General features: G+C 73.5%; 16 protein-coding genes and 1 pseudogene. 10 read left to right on the top strand and 7 right to left on the bottom strand.

Annotation, left to right across the window (positions count from 1 at the left end; all coding sequences use genetic code 11):
• Entirely contained in the window at window positions 1-1161 is a 1161-nt protein-coding gene (locus ACFY0I_RS36460) for an oxygenase MpaB family protein (protein ID WP_388903891.1), read from the top strand.
• Between the two features lie 51 nt (window positions 1162-1212).
• Here the strand turns inward: ACFY0I_RS36460 and ACFY0I_RS36455 are convergent, their stop codons facing one another.
• The 4 genes from ACFY0I_RS36455 to ACFY0I_RS36440 form a co-directional block, all read right to left on the bottom strand.
• On the bottom strand, window positions 1213-1953 hold the full coding sequence (locus ACFY0I_RS36455; protein WP_388903890.1) for a class I SAM-dependent DNA methyltransferase: 741 nt from the start codon (window positions 1951-1953) through the stop codon (window positions 1213-1215).
• Between the two features lie 269 nt (window positions 1954-2222).
• Window positions 2223-2501, bottom strand: coding sequence for a hypothetical protein (locus tag ACFY0I_RS36450; protein ID WP_388903888.1), 279 nt, complete (start codon window positions 2499-2501; stop codon window positions 2223-2225).
• 78 nt (window positions 2502-2579) lie between these two features.
• Window positions 2580-3560 (bottom strand): alpha/beta fold hydrolase, encoded by a 981-nt coding sequence (locus tag ACFY0I_RS36445; RefSeq protein ID WP_388903887.1) that lies wholly within the window; start codon window positions 3558-3560, stop codon window positions 2580-2582.
• A gap of 163 nt (window positions 3561-3723) precedes the next feature.
• Entirely contained in the window at window positions 3724-4662 is a 939-nt protein-coding gene (locus ACFY0I_RS36440) for a LysR family transcriptional regulator (RefSeq protein WP_388903886.1), read from the bottom strand.
• A gap of 110 nt (window positions 4663-4772) precedes the next feature.
• Here ACFY0I_RS36440 and ACFY0I_RS36435 point away from each other — a divergent pair.
• Window positions 4773-4905 (top strand): annotated as a pseudogene (locus ACFY0I_RS36435) (MFS transporter); the annotation flags it as partial.
• Between the two features lie 57 nt (window positions 4906-4962).
• Here the strand turns inward: ACFY0I_RS36435 and ACFY0I_RS36430 are convergent.
• Together ACFY0I_RS36430 and ACFY0I_RS36425 are read right to left on the bottom strand one after the other, a co-directional pair.
• Window positions 4963-5484, bottom strand: coding sequence for an isochorismatase family protein (locus ACFY0I_RS36430; protein WP_388903885.1), 522 nt, complete (start codon window positions 5482-5484; stop codon window positions 4963-4965).
• 301 nt (window positions 5485-5785) lie between these two features.
• A complete protein-coding gene (locus ACFY0I_RS36425) occupies window positions 5786-6331 on the bottom strand; it encodes a hypothetical protein (RefSeq protein ID WP_388903883.1) in 546 nt (181 codons plus the stop codon).
• A gap of 114 nt (window positions 6332-6445) precedes the next feature.
• On the opposite strand from ACFY0I_RS36425, the gene ACFY0I_RS36420 reads away from it, so the two are divergent.
• From ACFY0I_RS36420 to ACFY0I_RS36390, 7 genes are all read left to right on the top strand, one after another.
• Window positions 6446-6985 carry a DoxX family protein gene (locus ACFY0I_RS36420; protein WP_388903882.1) on the top strand — a complete coding sequence of 180 codons (540 nt, stop codon included), beginning with the start codon at window positions 6446-6448 and terminating at the stop codon, window positions 6983-6985.
• A gap of 139 nt (window positions 6986-7124) precedes the next feature.
• Entirely contained in the window at window positions 7125-7484 is a 360-nt protein-coding gene (locus ACFY0I_RS36415; protein ID WP_388903881.1) for a hypothetical protein, read from the top strand.
• A gap of 210 nt (window positions 7485-7694) precedes the next feature.
• A complete protein-coding gene (gene zwf, locus ACFY0I_RS36410; protein ID WP_388903879.1) occupies window positions 7695-9203 on the top strand; it encodes a glucose-6-phosphate dehydrogenase in 1509 nt (502 codons plus the stop codon).
• A 65-nt stretch (window positions 9204-9268) separates the two neighbouring features.
• Window positions 9269-9568 (top strand): hypothetical protein, encoded by a 300-nt coding sequence (locus ACFY0I_RS36405; RefSeq protein WP_388903878.1) that lies wholly within the window; start codon window positions 9269-9271, stop codon window positions 9566-9568.
• 244 nt (window positions 9569-9812) lie between these two features.
• A complete protein-coding gene (locus tag ACFY0I_RS36400) occupies window positions 9813-10352 on the top strand; it encodes a 2Fe-2S iron-sulfur cluster-binding protein (protein WP_388903932.1) in 540 nt (179 codons plus the stop codon).
• On the top strand, window positions 10349-11380 hold the full coding sequence (locus tag ACFY0I_RS36395) for an FAD binding domain-containing protein (protein ID WP_388903877.1): 1032 nt from the start codon (window positions 10349-10351) through the stop codon (window positions 11378-11380). Before ACFY0I_RS36400 ends, ACFY0I_RS36395 begins: the two co-directional genes overlap by 4 nt.
• A gap of 61 nt (window positions 11381-11441) precedes the next feature.
• On the top strand, window positions 11442-13559 hold the full coding sequence (locus tag ACFY0I_RS36390) for a xanthine dehydrogenase family protein molybdopterin-binding subunit (protein WP_388903876.1): 2118 nt from the start codon (window positions 11442-11444) through the stop codon (window positions 13557-13559).
• A 109-nt stretch (window positions 13560-13668) separates the two neighbouring features.
• Here ACFY0I_RS36390 and ACFY0I_RS36385 read toward each other — a convergent pair whose 3' ends face one another.
• On the bottom strand, window positions 13669-14547 hold the full coding sequence (locus ACFY0I_RS36385; protein ID WP_388903874.1) for a DUF4394 domain-containing protein: 879 nt from the start codon (window positions 14545-14547) through the stop codon (window positions 13669-13671).
• Between the two features lie 235 nt (window positions 14548-14782).
• Here ACFY0I_RS36385 and ACFY0I_RS36380 point away from each other — a divergent pair, with 235 nt between their 5' ends.
• Window positions 14783-15430, top strand: coding sequence for a hypothetical protein (locus ACFY0I_RS36380; protein WP_388903873.1), 648 nt, complete (start codon window positions 14783-14785; stop codon window positions 15428-15430).
• Window positions 15431-15451 lie beyond the last annotated feature (21 nt).

Raw genomic sequence — 15451 nt, 5'->3', positions numbered from 1 at the left:
ATGACCTACACCGAGGCGTCGATGGACGCGCTGCGGCGGACCGGTGACGAACTCGCCGACGCGACCGTGGCCACGCTCTTCGAACGCGGGGAGGTCGGCACGTTCAACACCCTGATGCGCTACGTCTCCACCGCCGGCGCTCCGCTGCCGGACGGTCTGCCCGACGTCGCCCGGGAGTACCTCGAAACCACGAGCTTCCCGCCGTCCTGGGTGGACTGGGGCGAGATGGAGAAGGCCCGGCTGTTCTTCATCGACAACAACGTGCACATCTCCACGGCCCTCTCCTTCGCCTCCATGCCCGCCTGCTACCTCGTTCCGCACGTGGCGAAGCTGCTCTCCGCCACCCACGGACTGAAGTACCCCTCGAAGCGGATGGCGGAGACGGGCCAGTTCACCGTCCTGTTGATGCAGCCCGACGCCTTCGAGGCCGGTGGCCGCTTCCTGCCCGCCGTCCAGAAGGTCCGCCTCCTGCACGCGGCCATCCGCCACCACCTCGAACGTGAGGACAAGTGGGACGTCGCGACGCTCGGGACGCCGATCTGTCAGGAGGACATGATCGGCGGGCAGATGTTCTTCTCGCTGCTCGTGTTGGACAGCCTGCACCGTCTGAACATCCACATGTCCACGGAGGGCGCGGAGGCCTACTTCTACGCCTGGCGGGTGGTCGGGGCCATGCTCGGCGTCGACCAGCGGGCGGTCCCCACGTCCCTCGACGAGGCACGCCGCTTCCTCGACCTGTACATGATCCGGCACATGGGCCCGTCCGAGGAGGGCGCGCAGCTGACCCGGCAACTCATCGACCTGTACGAGGAGATCGTGCCCGGGACCTTCTTCGACCCGATCGTCTCCGCGCTCATCCGCCACCTCGTGGGCGACACCAGCGCCGACTGGCTCCAGGTGCCGCGCACCCCGTGGGACACGGTCGTCAAGGCCGCGCCGCACCTGCTCGGCATCCTGGAGACCATCGAGGACCGCTCCCCGCTCGGCGCCTGGGCCCTGGACCGCCTCGGCCACCTCACGACGGTCTTCGAGCTGTCGTCGCTCACCCGTGGGCGCGTCATGCACTACGCCATCCCCGAACAGCTCAAGAAGGACTACGGGGTCCCCAGCGGCGTGCCCCGGTCCCACCGGTGGAGTCCCCCGGTCACCTCGGTCCCGTGACGAGTCCGCGGCCGGGCGGCGCCGGCGGCGCACCGCCCGGCCGGGTCCCGGTCAGGCGCGGCAGCGCAGCATGGTCAGCGGCATGTTGCCGTCGAGGTCCTTCCAGAACTCCTCGCCGTGCTCGCGCACGCCGGCGGCGGAGATCTCCAAGGGGACCCAGGTGATCTCGCCGAAGCCGGCCGCTTCCAGGCACTTCTCGTAGACCTCGCGGCTGGGCGGGTTCGCGACGAACGAGATCGGCGGGTCGAGGAGCGCGGTGAGCCGTATGCGCGGCCCGATCTCGGTCTCCTCGCCGAGGGATTCGCACAGGAAGCCGTACTTGGCCAGGGACGGGCCGTCGAACCGGTAGTCCGGGTTCTGCCCGAAGACGAAGAACTCGGCTCCCTCGGCGACGCTGCTGTGGATGGTGCGACACATCCGCTCGATGGTCGCGACGTCCTCGGCGTAGTTGAACAGCTGGACCGCCACGGCGATGTCGAAGGGCTGCTCGAAGGTGCGCAGTTCGGCGACGTCGCCCACCTCGTACCGCACGCCCAGCGGTTTGCGCTCCTCCAGGGCCCGGGCCGCTTCGATCATCGCGGCGGAGATGTCCACGCCGAGCACGTCGGACGCGCCGCGCCGCTTGAACTCCCGGCTGTAGAAGCCGGTTCCCGAGGCCAGGTCGAGGATGGACCTGCCGTTCACGTCGCCGACGAGGGCGAGGAAGCCGGGCACCTCTCCCCACCGTGCGAGGGGGAGGGTCTTGAAGCCTTCGAACGCCTCACCGATCTCGTCGTACAGCTGACCGCTCATGGTGCAGTTCCCCCTGTTGTATCCGGTGTATCCGGTGCATCCGGCTTCGCCCCTTCATGTCGGGTCGAAGCCCCTGGCCGGAAGTCTGCTCCTCATCGGCCCGGGCCTCGTACTGGCGGATCCTATGAATCCGGCGGGGGTGCTTGGTGTGCACATCGCATGAGCGGTACGGAGGTTGACGCGGTGTCGGATGCACCGATGGCCGCCGGACGGCCGGAGGCCAACCGTCCGGTCCGGGCCGGTCGGTTGGCCTCCTCGTACGTCCCGTCCTAACGGGGTTCGTGGGCCGCCACGCGGCAGGCGCCGTTCGCGGCCCCACCCGGCACCCCGGCTTCGGTCAGTCCGTTGACGCAACCTTGGAGGTCGCTGCTGACACCCCGTTGGCACGCCGCCGTGACGGCGTCGGTGACGGCGACACCCGACTGGGTCGCCATGCGGGTGCAGGCGGGAATGTCCGCCGGAGCGGTGGGGGCGGCGAGGGCCGGGCCGCCGAGCATGAGGGTGAGGCCGGTCAGGACACCGGCGGCGATGCGGGTCGACGTGCGCATGGGACGCACCTGCCTTCCGAGCCGACTGCCGTCTCCTTCCACCGTACGACCGCCCGCACCCCCTCACGAGCGGGGGGCTCAGGCCGGCAGGGAGGCGAGCCATTCGGTCAGGAGGCGGTTGGTCTCGGTGGGGCGCTCCTGCTGGATCCAGTGGCCGCAGCCGTCGAGGATCCGGGAGGTGACCAGGCCGGGCAGGGTGGTGGGGAACGCCTTGATCGCGTCGGCCAGCCACGTGGTGGGGGCGTCCCGGTCGCCGCCGATGAACAGGGACGGCTGGGTGATGGGGGCGCCGTCGAAGTCGGCGAGGTCCTCCCAGTCCCGGTCCACGTTCCGGTAGCGGTTGAGACCGCCGCTCAGGCCGCTCCGCTCGTACTCCGCGCCGTAGAAGTCCAGGTCGTCCTCGTCGAGCCAACCGGGCAGCCGACCGGTGGGGAAGCGGTCGCGCAGCTTCCCGCCCGGGCTGACGAAGTACGGGGCGGGGGCGTCGGGCCCGGGCATGGTGTCGGCGGACAGGGCGGCGTAGAAGCCGGCGAGCCAACCGCGCACGTCGGGCTCGATCTCGGCTTCGGCCCGGCCGGGCTGCTGGAAGTAGGAGATGTAGAACTCCTCGTCCCCGCCCACCGCCGCGAACGCCTCGCTGGGCCGGGGCCCGCCGCGCGGGGCGTAGGGGACGCTGAGCATCCCCACCGCGCGGAAGACGTCCGGCCTGACCAGGGCGGAGTTGGCGGCGATGCTCGACCCCCAGTCGTGGCCGATGATCACCGCGGACCGTTCGCCGAGGGCCTCCACGACGGCGACGTTGTCCTCGACCAGTTCCAGCATCCGGTACGCGGCGAGGTCGCCGGGCTTGGAGGAACGGCCGTAGCCGCGTACGTCGATCGCGGCCACCCGGTACCCCGCCGCGGCCAGGACGGGCAGTTGGTGGCGCCAGGAGTACCAGGATTCCGGAAAGCCGTGCACGAGCAGCACCAGCGGCCCCTCGCCCTGCTCCACCAGGTGGATCCGGCCCGCGGGCGAGGGAACCAACCGGTGCGTGACGTCCAGGACCTGCTGCGACATGAATCCTCCAAGATGCTCGACCTGCCGTATGCCAGGATCGGTACTTGATCATGCGCGACGCGGCACGCACGTGGCGAGCTTTGTTGCCGGTTCGGCACCTCGGCCCCTCGGAGATGTCGGTCCCCCGCCCGTCGTCGGTGCGCTCGGGGCGGCCCGGTGGGCTTCAGCCGGGCAGGACCCAGCTCGGTGTCCAGGTGTCCGGGGCGGCGGTGGGGCGGGTCGGGGTGGTGGCGAGGTGGGCTCGGAGGGCGGTCAGGGCCGGGTGGGGGTTGTCCCTGTGCCACAGGAGCGAGTGCGGGTAGACGGGCGTCGGGTCGGTCACCGGGATCCGGCGCAGGCCGTGGCCGGCGGGCCAGACGAGGCGGGTCTGCTCGCCCATGAAGGTGGCCAGGGCCGGGGTGTCGGCAACGGTGTCGAGGAGGGCGTCGGAGCCGAAATTGGGGCCGGTCGCCTCGATGGTGAGGCCGAACTCGGCGACGAGGTCCTCGTAGTAGGCGGCCCATTCGGTACCGGGGACGATGCCGGGCATCCAGATCCGGTGCCCCACGAGCCGCGCCATGGTCACCGACCGGGCCGCGGCGAGCGCGTGCCCGGGGCCGGTGAGGAGTTGGAGCGGCTCGTCGAGCACCCGGACGGACTCGATGTCCTCGGGCAGCGGCCGGCCGGGCGCGGCGACCGCGCGGAACGACGCGTCGATCGCGCCGGAGCGCAGGGCGGCCACGGCCGTCCCGATGTCGAACAGCATCACCACGTCGAGGTCGATCCCGGGGTGCGCCCGGTGGAAACCGCGCATCAGTCCCGACGCCGCGACGCGCGAGGCGATGACGTCGACGCGCAGCGGGCGGTGTCCGGTACGCACGGACGCGACGGCGCGGTCGGCCACGCGCAGCAGCTCGCGGGCGTGGGGCAGGAAGGCTTGGCCGTCGATGGTGAGCTCGGCGCCGCGCGGGGTGCGGGTGAACAGCCGTACGCCGAGTTTTCGCTCCAGGACGGCGATGCGCTTGGAGACGGCCTGTTGGGTGACCGCCAGCTCGGCGGCGGCCTCCTGGAACCGCCCCGCGTCGGCGGCGGCCACGAACGTGCGGACGGTGTCGAGGTCCATGCCGACACCCTAAGGTCACAACCGCTGGTTGTGGCTGAGGGTCCGCTGATTGTTCGATCCCTGGTCGTGCGGCTCGCTCTGATGGTTCCGATCGCGGATCGGTTGTGGGTGCGGAGGTCGCGCTGCTCGCCTCCGCGGGAGCAGCGGTGGGCGCGGCCGTGGGCGGTTCCGCTCGGCCCGCGGGTCGAGTTCCGCCCCAAGCGGCCTGTGCTGATCGGGCTGGACCTGGTGCGGTGCGCGGCGCCGGGCGCGCGGGCGACGGCTCAGGCGTAGGACCCGGCTCAGGTGGAGGACGCCGGCTCAGGTGTAGGACGCCGTGTCGCGTACGTCGCCGAAGCGGGGGAAGGTCCGTTCCACGGCGAGGTCGTGCTCGTCCGCCGCGAAGCCGGACATCGCGTCGGCGACGAACTCGACCTCGTAGCCGTGGTCGCTCGCGGCGCGCGCGGTCGACTCGACCCCCATCGTGGTCACCAGCCCGGCGAGCACCACCGTGTCCACGCCTCGTTCGCGCAGCCGGTCGTGCAGGTCGGTGCCGTGGAACGCGCCGACGGTGCGCTTGACGACCAGGGCGTCACCGGGTCGGACCAGATCGTCGGCGAAGCCGCTGCCCGGCGGCTGCTCGCTCACGTTCGGCCTCTCCACCCGAACCAGCACCACCGGCCGACCGCTCGCCCTGAACGCCTTCGCCAACCGGCGGCAGCGTGCCAACACCTCGTCACCGGAGTGCGGGGCGAGGGGCATCGCGATGATGCGCGGCATCAGATCGATGAGGAGCAGCGCGGAGGTCGTGGGGACGGAGGTCGCGGGAAGGGAGGCGGTCACGGGGCCGATGGTAGATCGGGCGGTACGCCCCGTGCCCACGGAATCGGTCGATCCGGCGTACGACAGGACGAGCGGGTGACCGTACAACGGGGAGGCGCAGAAGAACGATCCGCGGCGGATCCCGCCCGCGCGCTCGTCGCGGCGGACACCGGCGGTTGGACGCCGGACGGGGTGCGGGCCCTGGCGGCCGAGCTCGGTTTGGGTCCGGGGCGGCACGCCGGAACGGCGACCACGTCACGTACTACGGCCTGGGCCTCCGGACCGGCTGACCGCCCCTCGACCGGTCGCGGCGCTCGCGGACTCAGCCGGTCGCGGCGCTCGCGGACTCGCGGGCCCGCGCCACCGCGCGGTCGAAGGCGCGGGAGGTCGTCCAGAACCTCGCCGGCGTGAGCTGCTCGACGGCGTGGGCGAGCCAGGCCGCGTCACCGAGCAGGTGGGCCTCGCCGGCCTCGACGGTATCCCTCATCAGGACGTCCAGGAGGTGCAGCTCGGCCAGTTCGTACCGGCGGGGGTGCCGGTCGAAGTACACCGTCCGGTCCTCGTACGGATGGCGCACCGTCATGTTCAGATGGCCGACGCCGCGTCCCCTGAGGCCGGGCAGGGCGCCCAGCATGCCCGGCACCGTGATGTGCCCGCCGTGCGACGGCGTACCGCGCCCGATGGTCACGCTGATCCCGATCATGATCCGGGACCAGGTGATCGTTTCGCCCTCCGAGCCGGATTCGTACGGGCACAACCCGTCCGGACGGAACTCCACCCAGGTGCCGCCCGCCCGCCCGGCGTCCCCCACCACCCAACGCCCATCGGCCTGTTCGAGCGGTCCCAGTGCCAAGCGCGTGTCGTCCACGCCCCCATGAGAACACGGGTGCGAGTGACGGTCGGGGGGTGGCCGTCGGCGGCCGGCCCGGGTCGGGGCGAGGTCGGGTCGGATGGACCGGCCCCGGCTGGGCAGCAGCGTGGCATGGCCGTCCTTCGAAAGCTCGCCCGTCCGCTGCTCGCCGCCCCCTTCATCGCCGGTGGACTGCGCACCCTGCGCCGTCCCGAGACCGTCGCGGAGGTCGCCCAACCCGTCGCCCGGGAGATCGGGAAGCGCGTCCCGGCACTCGGCGGGGACGCGGTGCGGTTCGTACGCGTCACCAGCGCGGTCCAGACGGCAGCGGGTCTGCTGTTCGCGACGGGGCGCGCCCCGCGCCTGGCCGCGCTGACGCTCGCCGCCTCGGTGGTGCCCACCTCGCTCGCCACGCACGCCTTCTGGAAGGAGGAGGATCCGCAGGAGCGGGCACGCCGGCGGGCCCATTTCCTGACCGACCTCGCGACTCTCGGTGGGCTCCTGATCGCCGCCGCGGACACCCACGGCAAGCCCTCGCTCGCCTACCGGTCCCTGCACGCGCTCGACCACCGGCACCCGGTGAAGGCGGTACGCCGTCCCGCCGAGGCGGCCGCGGCGAGTACGGTCAACCGTGCCAGGGCGGTCGTGGCCTCCCTGCCCGGCTCCCGCTGAGCCGGGGGACGGGCCTTCGAGCCGGGCCTTCGCCCCGGGCCGGGCCCCCTTTCGGGCCGCCCGGCCGCACGCACCGCACCACATCCGGGTTCCGACCCGCCGCCGGTCAGGACCCGGCCGGACCGACGAGGAGCACTCCATGGCCGACGCCCGTCGCACCACCCGCCACCCGTCCGTCGCCTCGCTGCTCCGGCCCGCCCCGCTCGGACCGGGTCGTCTGGCGGAGACCCTGACCGCCGCCGCCCGCAACGCCCGGCGCCGCCGCGCCGCGGGGACGGCGGCCGTCTGCGCGACGGCGGGCGAGCACCGCACGTGCCCGGGCCGGGACGGTGCGTCCGCCCCGGATGTCGTCGGCGGGTCGCGCTGCCAGGAATCCCCCGCGTCCGGGGATCGCCGAGAGCGGGCCCACGAGGCGGTCGAGTCCCGCACCACCGGCCCCGACGACCTGGCCTCGCTCCTCGCCATGCTGGACCTGCGGCGCCCGGCGGACGGCGAGTAGGGGGTCCTCCCGGGTCCGCTCCCCCTTGATCCCGATCCCCCGGGCCGCTCCGCGTTCCCCCGGTCACCGGGACCGCCACCCGAGTCGACGGTCCCGGGGTGCCGGATCGGCCGCCGGCGCGCAGAGTGGGGCCTTGAGGACGTACGGCCGCGCCGGAGCGGTGCACCGGCACGGCGTCGGTCCGTGCCGTCGGACGAGTGAGGATGCCCCGTGGCCCAGCCCGCCCAGCCCGCCCCCGCCCCCTCTCCCTCCCCCACGACCGGTCCCGGGACCGACACGGAGCCGCTGCCGGCGGACCACGTCATCGTCCTGTTCGGTGCGACGGGTGACCTGGCCCGGCGCAAGCTGCTGCCGGGGCTGTTCCACCTCGCCCGGGCGGGGCTGATGCCGGGCCGCTACCGCATCGTGGGCACCGCGCCGGCGGCCGAGTCCCTCACCGACGAGGAGTTCCGGGAGCACGCGCGGCAGGCCGTGGCGGAATTCGGCCGTGCGCAGCCCGAGGGCCCGGCCTGGGAGGCGTTCGCGGCCGGCCTGTCCTTCGGCGCGGCCGACACCGGAGCCGCGCAGCCGCTGGTGGCGGCGGTGCGCACGGCGGAGGAGGCCGTCGGGGGCAGCCCGCACCGGCTCTTCCACCTCGCCGTGCCGCCCGTCGCGTTCGCCTCCGTCATCGACCTGCTCGGCGCCACGGGCCTCGCCCGGGACGGCCGCGTCATCGTCGAGAAGCCCTTCGGGACGGACCTGGCGTCCGCCCGCGCGCTCAACGCCACCATCCACGCCGTCTTCGACGAGTCCCGCGTCTTTCGCATCGACCACTTCCTCGGCAAGGAGGCCGTCGACAACATCCTGGCGCTGCGGTTCGCCAACGGTCTCTTCGAGCCGCTGTGGAACCGCGAGCACATCAGTCACGTGCAGATCGACGTGCCCGAGCACATCGACATCCAGGGCCGCGCGCACTTCTTCGAGGGCACCGGGACCTTCCGCGACATGGTCGTCACGCACCTGTTCCAGCTGCTGGGGTTCGTCGCCATGGAGCCGCCGGTCACCCTGGAGGCGGACGCGCTCCGGGACGAACAGGTCAAGGTCTTCCACAGCATGCGGGCGGTGGACCCGGCGCACGTGGTACGCGGCCAGTACGCCGGCTACCGCGCCGAGCCCGGTGTCGATCCCGAGTCGGACACCGAGACGTTCGTGGCGCTGCGGGTGGAGATCGACAACTGGCGGTGGGCGGGGGTCCCGTTCCACCTGCGGTCGGGCAAGGCCCTCGCGGAGGGCCGGCACGTGGTGACGATCGGGCTGCGCGAGCCGGTGCTGCGGATGTTCCCGCTGGACGCGCGCGAGGCGGCGGACGGCCGGGGCAACGAGATCGTCATCGACTTCGCCGATCCCGGTTCCATCACCGCCCGGTTCCTGGTCAAGGAGCCGGGGCCGTCGATGCGGCTGGCGGAGGCCGACATGGTCTTCGCGTACCGCACCTCCTTCGCCGCCGAGAACTCCCTGGAGGGGTACGAGCACCTCCTCCTGGAGGCGATGCGCGGCAACCAGGCCCTCTTCACCCGGTCCGACGGCGTCGAACGGCTCTGGGAGGTGGCGACTCCGCTGCTCGACGCCCCGCCGCCGGTGGAGCCGTACGCGCCGGGGAGCTGGGGACCCGACAGCATCGACGCCCTCGTGGAGCCGTACCGCTGGTACCTGCCGGACCGGCGGGACCACGAGCCCTAGGGGGTGCGGCGCGGGATGTGGCGGGTGGGCCGGTTCCTTCGCCGGGGTGTGGGTAGTCGGTGGCCATGGTCTCGCTGACGCATGCCGCCCCCGCCCCGCGCGCCGTCCGACAGTTGTGTCGCATCCGCGCCGCGTACGCCTCCGGATTCGCCCTGTGGGCGGGTGCTGCCGCCTGGGAGGGGTGGCACCGTCCCGGGAGCCGTCAGATGTGGGTGCTGGTGCTGCTCGTCGCGCTGTTCACCGGGCTGCTGTGCTTGACCGTCGCCTCGCTGTACCGCCTGCGCAGGGGCGCTCGTAGCGCTCCGGCCCCGGCGGCGGGACGGTCCGGCGCGCGGTCCGGTGGCCGTGGACCTGCCGGCGCCTGACGGCACCTGACGGCGCGCCCAGGGCGCCGGAACGTGTGGGATGCCCGAGGCTGGGCAATCGAGGGCCATACCCATACGTACCGGACATGAAGGACACCCGTTGGCTGCGAGCGGAACACCTCCCCTGCCCCGGACCGACACCGGGAGCGGTACCGGACCCGACACCGGATCCGGCGCCGCACCCGATCCGGGCGCCCGACCGTCCGGCGCCCCGGAGACCGGCGGCCCGCGGTCCCGCGTCACGCTGCGGGTCAACGGCGCGGAGCACGTCCTCGACCTGGACCACCGGGTCACCCTCCTCGACGCCCTGCGCGAGTCGCTGGAGCTGACCGGCAGCAAGAAGGGCTGCGACCACGGCCAGTGCGGCGCCTGCACCGTCCTCGTGGACGGCCGGCGCGCCAACAGCTGCCTGCTGCTGGCCGTGGCCCAGGACGGGGCCGAGGTCACCACCGTCGAGGGGCTCGCCGACGCCGACGGAACGTTGCACCCCCTCCAGGAGGCGTTCCTCGAACACGACGCCTACCAGTGCGGCTACTGCACCCCGGGCCAGCTGTGCTCCGCCGTCGGCGCCCTTGCGGAAGCCGCCGCCGGACAGCCCTCGCACGTCACGGACACGGCGGAGCCGCCGGGGCCCGTCACGCTGACCGGCGAGGAGATCCGCGAGCGGCTCAGCGGGAACCTCTGCCGCTGCGGTGCCTACAACGGGATCGTGGAAGCGGTCGCCGCCGTCGCCGAAACCGGCGCCGCCGCCCCCACCGTCACCACGTCGGGCGTGATCGCGTGAAGCCCTTCGCCTACGTACGGGCCACCAGCCTCCAGGAGGCGGTGGACGCGCACGCCGGTCATCCCGACGCCCGCTACCTCGGCGGCGGCACCAACCTCGTCGACCTGATGAAGCACGGGGTCGAAACGCCGACCACGCTCATCGACATCACCCGGCTGCCCCTGCACGGGATCGAGGAGCTGCCCGAGGGGGGCCTGCGCGTCGGAGCCGGCGTGCGCAACAGCGACCTGGCCGCGCATCCCCTCGTACGGTCCCGGTACCCGGCGCTGTCCCAGGCCCTGCTCGCGGGTGCCTCCGGGCAGCTGCGCAACGTGGCCACCACCGGCGGGAACCTGCTCCAGCGCACCCGCTGCCCGTACTTCCAGGACGTGTCCAAGCCGTGCAACAAGCGCGAGCCCGGTACCGGCTGCGGCGCCCGCGACGGCGTGCACCGCGACCTCGCCGTGCTGGGCCACTCCGAGCACTGCGTCGCCACGCACCCGTCCGACATGGCCGTGGCCCTGGCCGCACTGGACGCGGGGATCGAGCTGTACGGGGGCGGGGACGGTCCCCGGAGCGTCGCCGCGACCGCGTTCCACCGACTGCCCGGTGACCAACCCGAGCGGGACACCGTGATCCGCCCCGGGGAGATCGTCACCGCCGTGGTGCTGCCCCCGGCCGGCCCCGGCGCCGTCTCCCTGTACCGCAAGGCCCGCGACCGGGCCTCGTACGCCTTCGCCCTCGCCTCGGTAGCCGCCGTGCTGGAGCTCGCCGACGACGGACGCGTACGCCGGCTCGGCCTCGCGTTCGGCGGGCTCGCCCACCGGCCCTGGCGCGCCGGCCGCGCCGAGGAGCTGCTGGTGGGCGCCCGGCCGACCGAGGAAGCCGTACGCAAGGCCGTGGACGCCGAGTTGGCGCAGGCCCGGCCGCTGCGCGACAACGCGTTCAAGGTCGACCTGGCGCGCGGCCTCGCCCAGGACGCGCTCGCACGGCTGGTGCGCGCCGCCGGCGGGCCGCCGGCAGCGCGGACGGAACGGCCCACCGTGTAGCACCACCGCGCCCCCACCCCGGCCGACGCAGCCGTCGGCACCGATCAGAGAGGGAGCCGTCATGCGCTCCACCAACGCCCTCGGCAGCCCCGCGCCCCGGCGGGAGGGGCGCGAGAAGGTCACCGGAGCCGCCCGTTACGCCGCCGAGCACATGCCGCCCGGCTGCGCCTACGCCTGGCCGGTCCCCGCGACGGTCGCCCGCGGGCGGGTCACCGCCGTCGACGACACGGCCGCCACCGGGCTGCCCGGCGTCATCGGCGTGTTGACGCCGTTCAACGCACCGCGCCTGGGCCCCTCCGACGACCCCACGCTGCAACTGCTCCAGGACCCCCGGGTCCCTCATCGCGGCTGGTACGTGGCCCTCGCCGTCGCGGACACCCTGGAGGGCGCGCGGGCCGCCGCGTCGCAGGTGCGGGTCGACTACGCGAGCGAGCCGCACGACGCCGTCCTCAGCGTCGACCACCCCGACGCCTACACCCCGCAGGAGGCCAACGGCGGCCATCCCGCCCACCGGGAGCAGGGCGACCCCGACGCGGCGCTGTCCGCCGCCGACGTACGGGTCGACTGCGCCTACGAGGTGGCGCCGCTGCACAACCACCCCATGGAACCGCACGCCGCCACCGCCGTCTGGGACGCCGCCGGCCACCACCTGACCGTGCACGACTCCAGCCAGGGGGCGGGCCCGGTCCGCGCGGCGCTGGCCTCGCTGTTCGAGCTCGCCGAGGACGACGTCACCGTCGTCTCCGAGCACGTGGGCGGCGGGTTCGGCTCCAAGGGGACCCCGCGCCCGCACGTGGTGCTGGCCGCGATGGCCGCGCGCCACTACGACCGGCCCGTGAAACTGTCCCTCCCCCGCGCCCACCTGCCCGCGACGGTGGGGCACCGCGCGCCCACCCTGCACCGGATCGGGCTGGGCGCCCGCGCCGACGGGACCCTCACCGCCCTCACCCACGAGATCACCACGCACACCTCCCGCGTCCGGGAGTTCGTCGAGCAGGCCGCCGTGCCTGCGCGCGTCATGTACGCCGTACCGGACGTCCGGACCACGCACCGCGCCGTCGCCCTGGACGTGCCGACGCCGTCGTGGATGCGCGCGCCCGGGGAGGCCCCCGGCATGTACGCGCTGGAATCGGCGATGGACGAACTGGCCGACGCCCTCGGCATGGACCCGATCGAGTTGCGCGTGCGCAACGAGCCGACGACCGAGCCCGACAGCGGCCGGCCCTTCAGCAGCCGGCACCTGGTGGAGTGCCTGCGCGAGGGTGCCGAACGGTTCGGCTGGGCGGGTCGGCGCACCCCGCTGCGCGAGGGCCCGTACCTGATCGGAACCGGGGTGGCCGCCGCCACCTACCCCGTACTGATCGCCCCGTCCACCGCCCGCGCGCACGCCCGCCCGGACGGGAGCCACCTCGTCGAGATCAACGCGACCGACATCGGGACCGGGGCCCGTACCGTCCTGGCCCAGGTGGCCGCCGACGCCCTGCGGGTCCCGCTGGACAGCGTCTCCGTCGCCATCGGGCACACCGGCCTGCCCGCCGCGTCACTGGCCGGCGGGTCCTCCGGTACGGGGTCCTGGGGCTGGGCCGTCCACGACGCCTGCGCCGCCCTCGGCGCGCGCCTGGAGCGCCATGACGGGCCGCTGCCGGCCGAGGGGTTGTCGGCGTCGGCCGACACCACGCAGTCGGCGAAGCAGAAGTCCCCGTACGCCCGGCACGCCTTCGGCGCGCACTTCGCCGAGGTCCGGGTGGACACGGTGACCGGGGAGGTACGCGTCCGGCGCCTGCTCGGCGTCTTCGCCGCCGGCCACATCCTCAACCCGCGGACCGCGCGCTCGCAGTTCAAGGGGGCGATGATCATGGGCATCGGCATGGCGCTCACGGAACACAGCACCGTGGACGCGGAGTTCGGCGACTTCACGGAGAGCGACCTGGCCGCCTACCACGTGCCCGCGCACGCCGACGTGCCGGACCTCGAAGCGCACTGGATCGACGAGCACGACAAGCACCTCAACCCGATGGGCAGCAAGGGGATCGGCGAGATCGGCATCGTCGGGACGGCCGCCGCCCTCGGCAACGCCGTCGCCCACGCGACGGGCCGCCGCCTGCGCGAACTGCCCCTGACGCCGGACCGCGTACTGACCGCACTGCACGGGAGCGCGGGCACGGGCCGGGGCCGCTGAGGCGGGGCCCCGCGGGGTGGGCGCCGCAGGGTGGGCGGTGTGGGGTGGGCGGTGTGGGGTGCGGTCGTGCGGTGGGCCGGCGCGCCGGGCGGCCCACCGCACGGTCACGTCAGCCCTGGTCCAGGGGCAGGGCCAGGTCGGTGACCTGCTGCTGCTTCGGGAACGCGCCCATGTCGCGGGCGGCGCCGGTCAGCACGTCGACCCCGTACAGGCGGAAGGCACCGCCGGTGTTGAGCGCCGCGAAGCCCTGGTTGGTGCCGTGCTTGGGCGAGAAGTAGATGTCGAAGCCGGCGTCCGGTCCGGCGGCGACGCCGAGGTTCCCGGTCGGGGCGAGGGTGCCTGCGTTGGCGGGCGACTGGAGGGAGACCCGGTCGGCCGTGGTGTCGATGTCGAAGAGGGTGGTCGCGGTCGCCGTGTTGAGGTCGTTGTTGGTGTACGCGGCGCCGGTGACGCCCATCGCGGTGGACGGCGGGGTGGTCGGGTTGGTGAGCGTGCCGTCGACGGTGGTGCCGAGCGGGGCGGCGGCGTCGTCGAGGTTGTGGCGCAGGTTCTGGCCGGTGTTGCTGATGACGCGGAGCCGGTTGGCCGCCGGGTTGAAGTCCACGCCGAACTGCCGGCCGGAGAGCGCGACGGTCAGCTGGGACACCTTCGTGGCCCTGGCGTTGACGGTGTTGAGGGTGTAGATGCCCCCCCGGTCCCCGACGCCGTAGAGCTTCTCGTTCTGCACCCGGAAGTCGATCCCGACGATCTTGGTGTCCCCGGACAGGCCGGTCACCCTGCCGATCGACATGCTCTTGCCGGGCCGGTCGACGGTGAACTCGACCAGGCGCTGGTTCGCGGTCAGGCCCACGGCGGTCAGCGCCTTGCGGCCCGTCCGGTCCATGTGGTCCATGGCGTTGCCGCCGCCGTCCGCGGACGCCAGTACGGGCGCGGACAGGGCCGCGGCCACGGCGATGGACAGGGCGGTGATGGTCTTGCGCGTACGCATGGTGCTCCCCGAGGAGTGTGGTTCGTGCGGCCGGCCCGCGGAAATCGCGGGCTCGCCCCGGATTTCGAGGTCCGGGCCGCCCCGGATGGGTCGCCACCGCGAACACCATCCCAATGGCCGTACGCGTGCGCGCCCGCCCGGGCTCCCGATCGCACGCACCGGGCTCGCGGTTCCGGTGCGTCACGGAACGGTCACAGCCCCCACGAACCGGCGCATCCCCGGCGATCATGGCGCGATGCGCACACATCACGTCACCCTGCTCGCGGGCGCCGGTCTTCTCGCGCTCACCGCCTGCAACCCCCAGGCCGCGGACGGCAAGCCCGTCACGCCCGCCGCCTCCGCCGCGACCGCCTCCTCGCCGGCCGGAACCCCACCGTCGAAGGCCACCGGCGGCGGCGCCAGGACCGCCACGCTCCCCCCTTTCGTCGGCAAGGGCCTGCAAGCCGCCCAGGACGAGGCCCAGGCCGCCGGGTTCGTCCTCCTGAAGTCCCACGACAGCCTCGGCCAGGAGCGGCTCCAGGCCCTCGACCGCAACTGGAAGGTCTGCAGCCAGACCCCGGCGCCCGGTCCGAACGTCGACACGTCGACCACCATCGACTTCGGTGCGGTCAAGCTCGAGGAGAGCTGCCCGACCGCCGACGCCCCCGCCCCGAAGCCGGCCGGCGACACCATGGCGGACTTCGTCGGCAAGGGGATGAAGGCCGCCCGCGGCGCGCTCCCGACGAACGCGTCGATCACCGTCAAGGACGCCTCGTCGCAGAGCCGCATGGTGCTCCAGGAGTCGAACTGGAAGGTGTGCACCCAGAGCCCGGCCGCGGGCTCCGCGCTGAACGGTCGGCCGGTCGCGTTCACCGTCGTCAAGACCGACGAGTCCTGCCCCTGAGGTGACCGCTCCCCGTCCGGC

Source organism: Streptomyces sp. NPDC001568 (assembly GCF_042893755.1).
GTDB lineage: Bacteria > Actinomycetota > Actinomycetes > Streptomycetales > Streptomycetaceae > Streptomyces.
This window is presented reverse-complemented; position numbering and strand designations above follow the sequence as displayed.

What these genes read in the sequence shown, in the direction of transcription:
- ACFY0I_RS36460 (WP_388903891.1), top strand. Translation starts at nt 1, where the DNA reads ATGACCTACACCGAGGCGTCGATGGACGCGCTGCGGCGGACCGGTGAC.
- ACFY0I_RS36455 (WP_388903890.1), bottom strand. Translation starts at nt 1,953, where the DNA reads ATGAGCGGTCAGCTGTACGACGAGATCGGTGAGGCGTTCGAAGGCTTC.
- ACFY0I_RS36450 (WP_388903888.1), bottom strand. Translation starts at nt 2,501, where the DNA reads ATGCGCACGTCGACCCGCATCGCCGCCGGTGTCCTGACCGGCCTCACC.
- ACFY0I_RS36445 (WP_388903887.1), bottom strand. Translation starts at nt 3,560, where the DNA reads ATGTCGCAGCAGGTCCTGGACGTCACGCACCGGTTGGTTCCCTCGCCC.
- ACFY0I_RS36440 (WP_388903886.1), bottom strand. Translation starts at nt 4,662, where the DNA reads ATGGACCTCGACACCGTCCGCACGTTCGTGGCCGCCGCCGACGCGGGG.
- ACFY0I_RS36420 (WP_388903882.1), top strand. Translation starts at nt 6,446, where the DNA reads ATGGCCGTCCTTCGAAAGCTCGCCCGTCCGCTGCTCGCCGCCCCCTTC.
- ACFY0I_RS36415 (WP_388903881.1), top strand. Translation starts at nt 7,125, where the DNA reads ATGGCCGACGCCCGTCGCACCACCCGCCACCCGTCCGTCGCCTCGCTG.
- ACFY0I_RS36405 (WP_388903878.1), top strand. Translation starts at nt 9,269, where the DNA reads ATGGTCTCGCTGACGCATGCCGCCCCCGCCCCGCGCGCCGTCCGACAG.
- ACFY0I_RS36390 (WP_388903876.1), top strand. Translation starts at nt 11,442, where the DNA reads ATGCGCTCCACCAACGCCCTCGGCAGCCCCGCGCCCCGGCGGGAGGGG.
- ACFY0I_RS36385 (WP_388903874.1), bottom strand. Translation starts at nt 14,547, where the DNA reads ATGCGTACGCGCAAGACCATCACCGCCCTGTCCATCGCCGTGGCCGCG.
- ACFY0I_RS36380 (WP_388903873.1), top strand. Translation starts at nt 14,783, where the DNA reads ATGCGCACACATCACGTCACCCTGCTCGCGGGCGCCGGTCTTCTCGCG.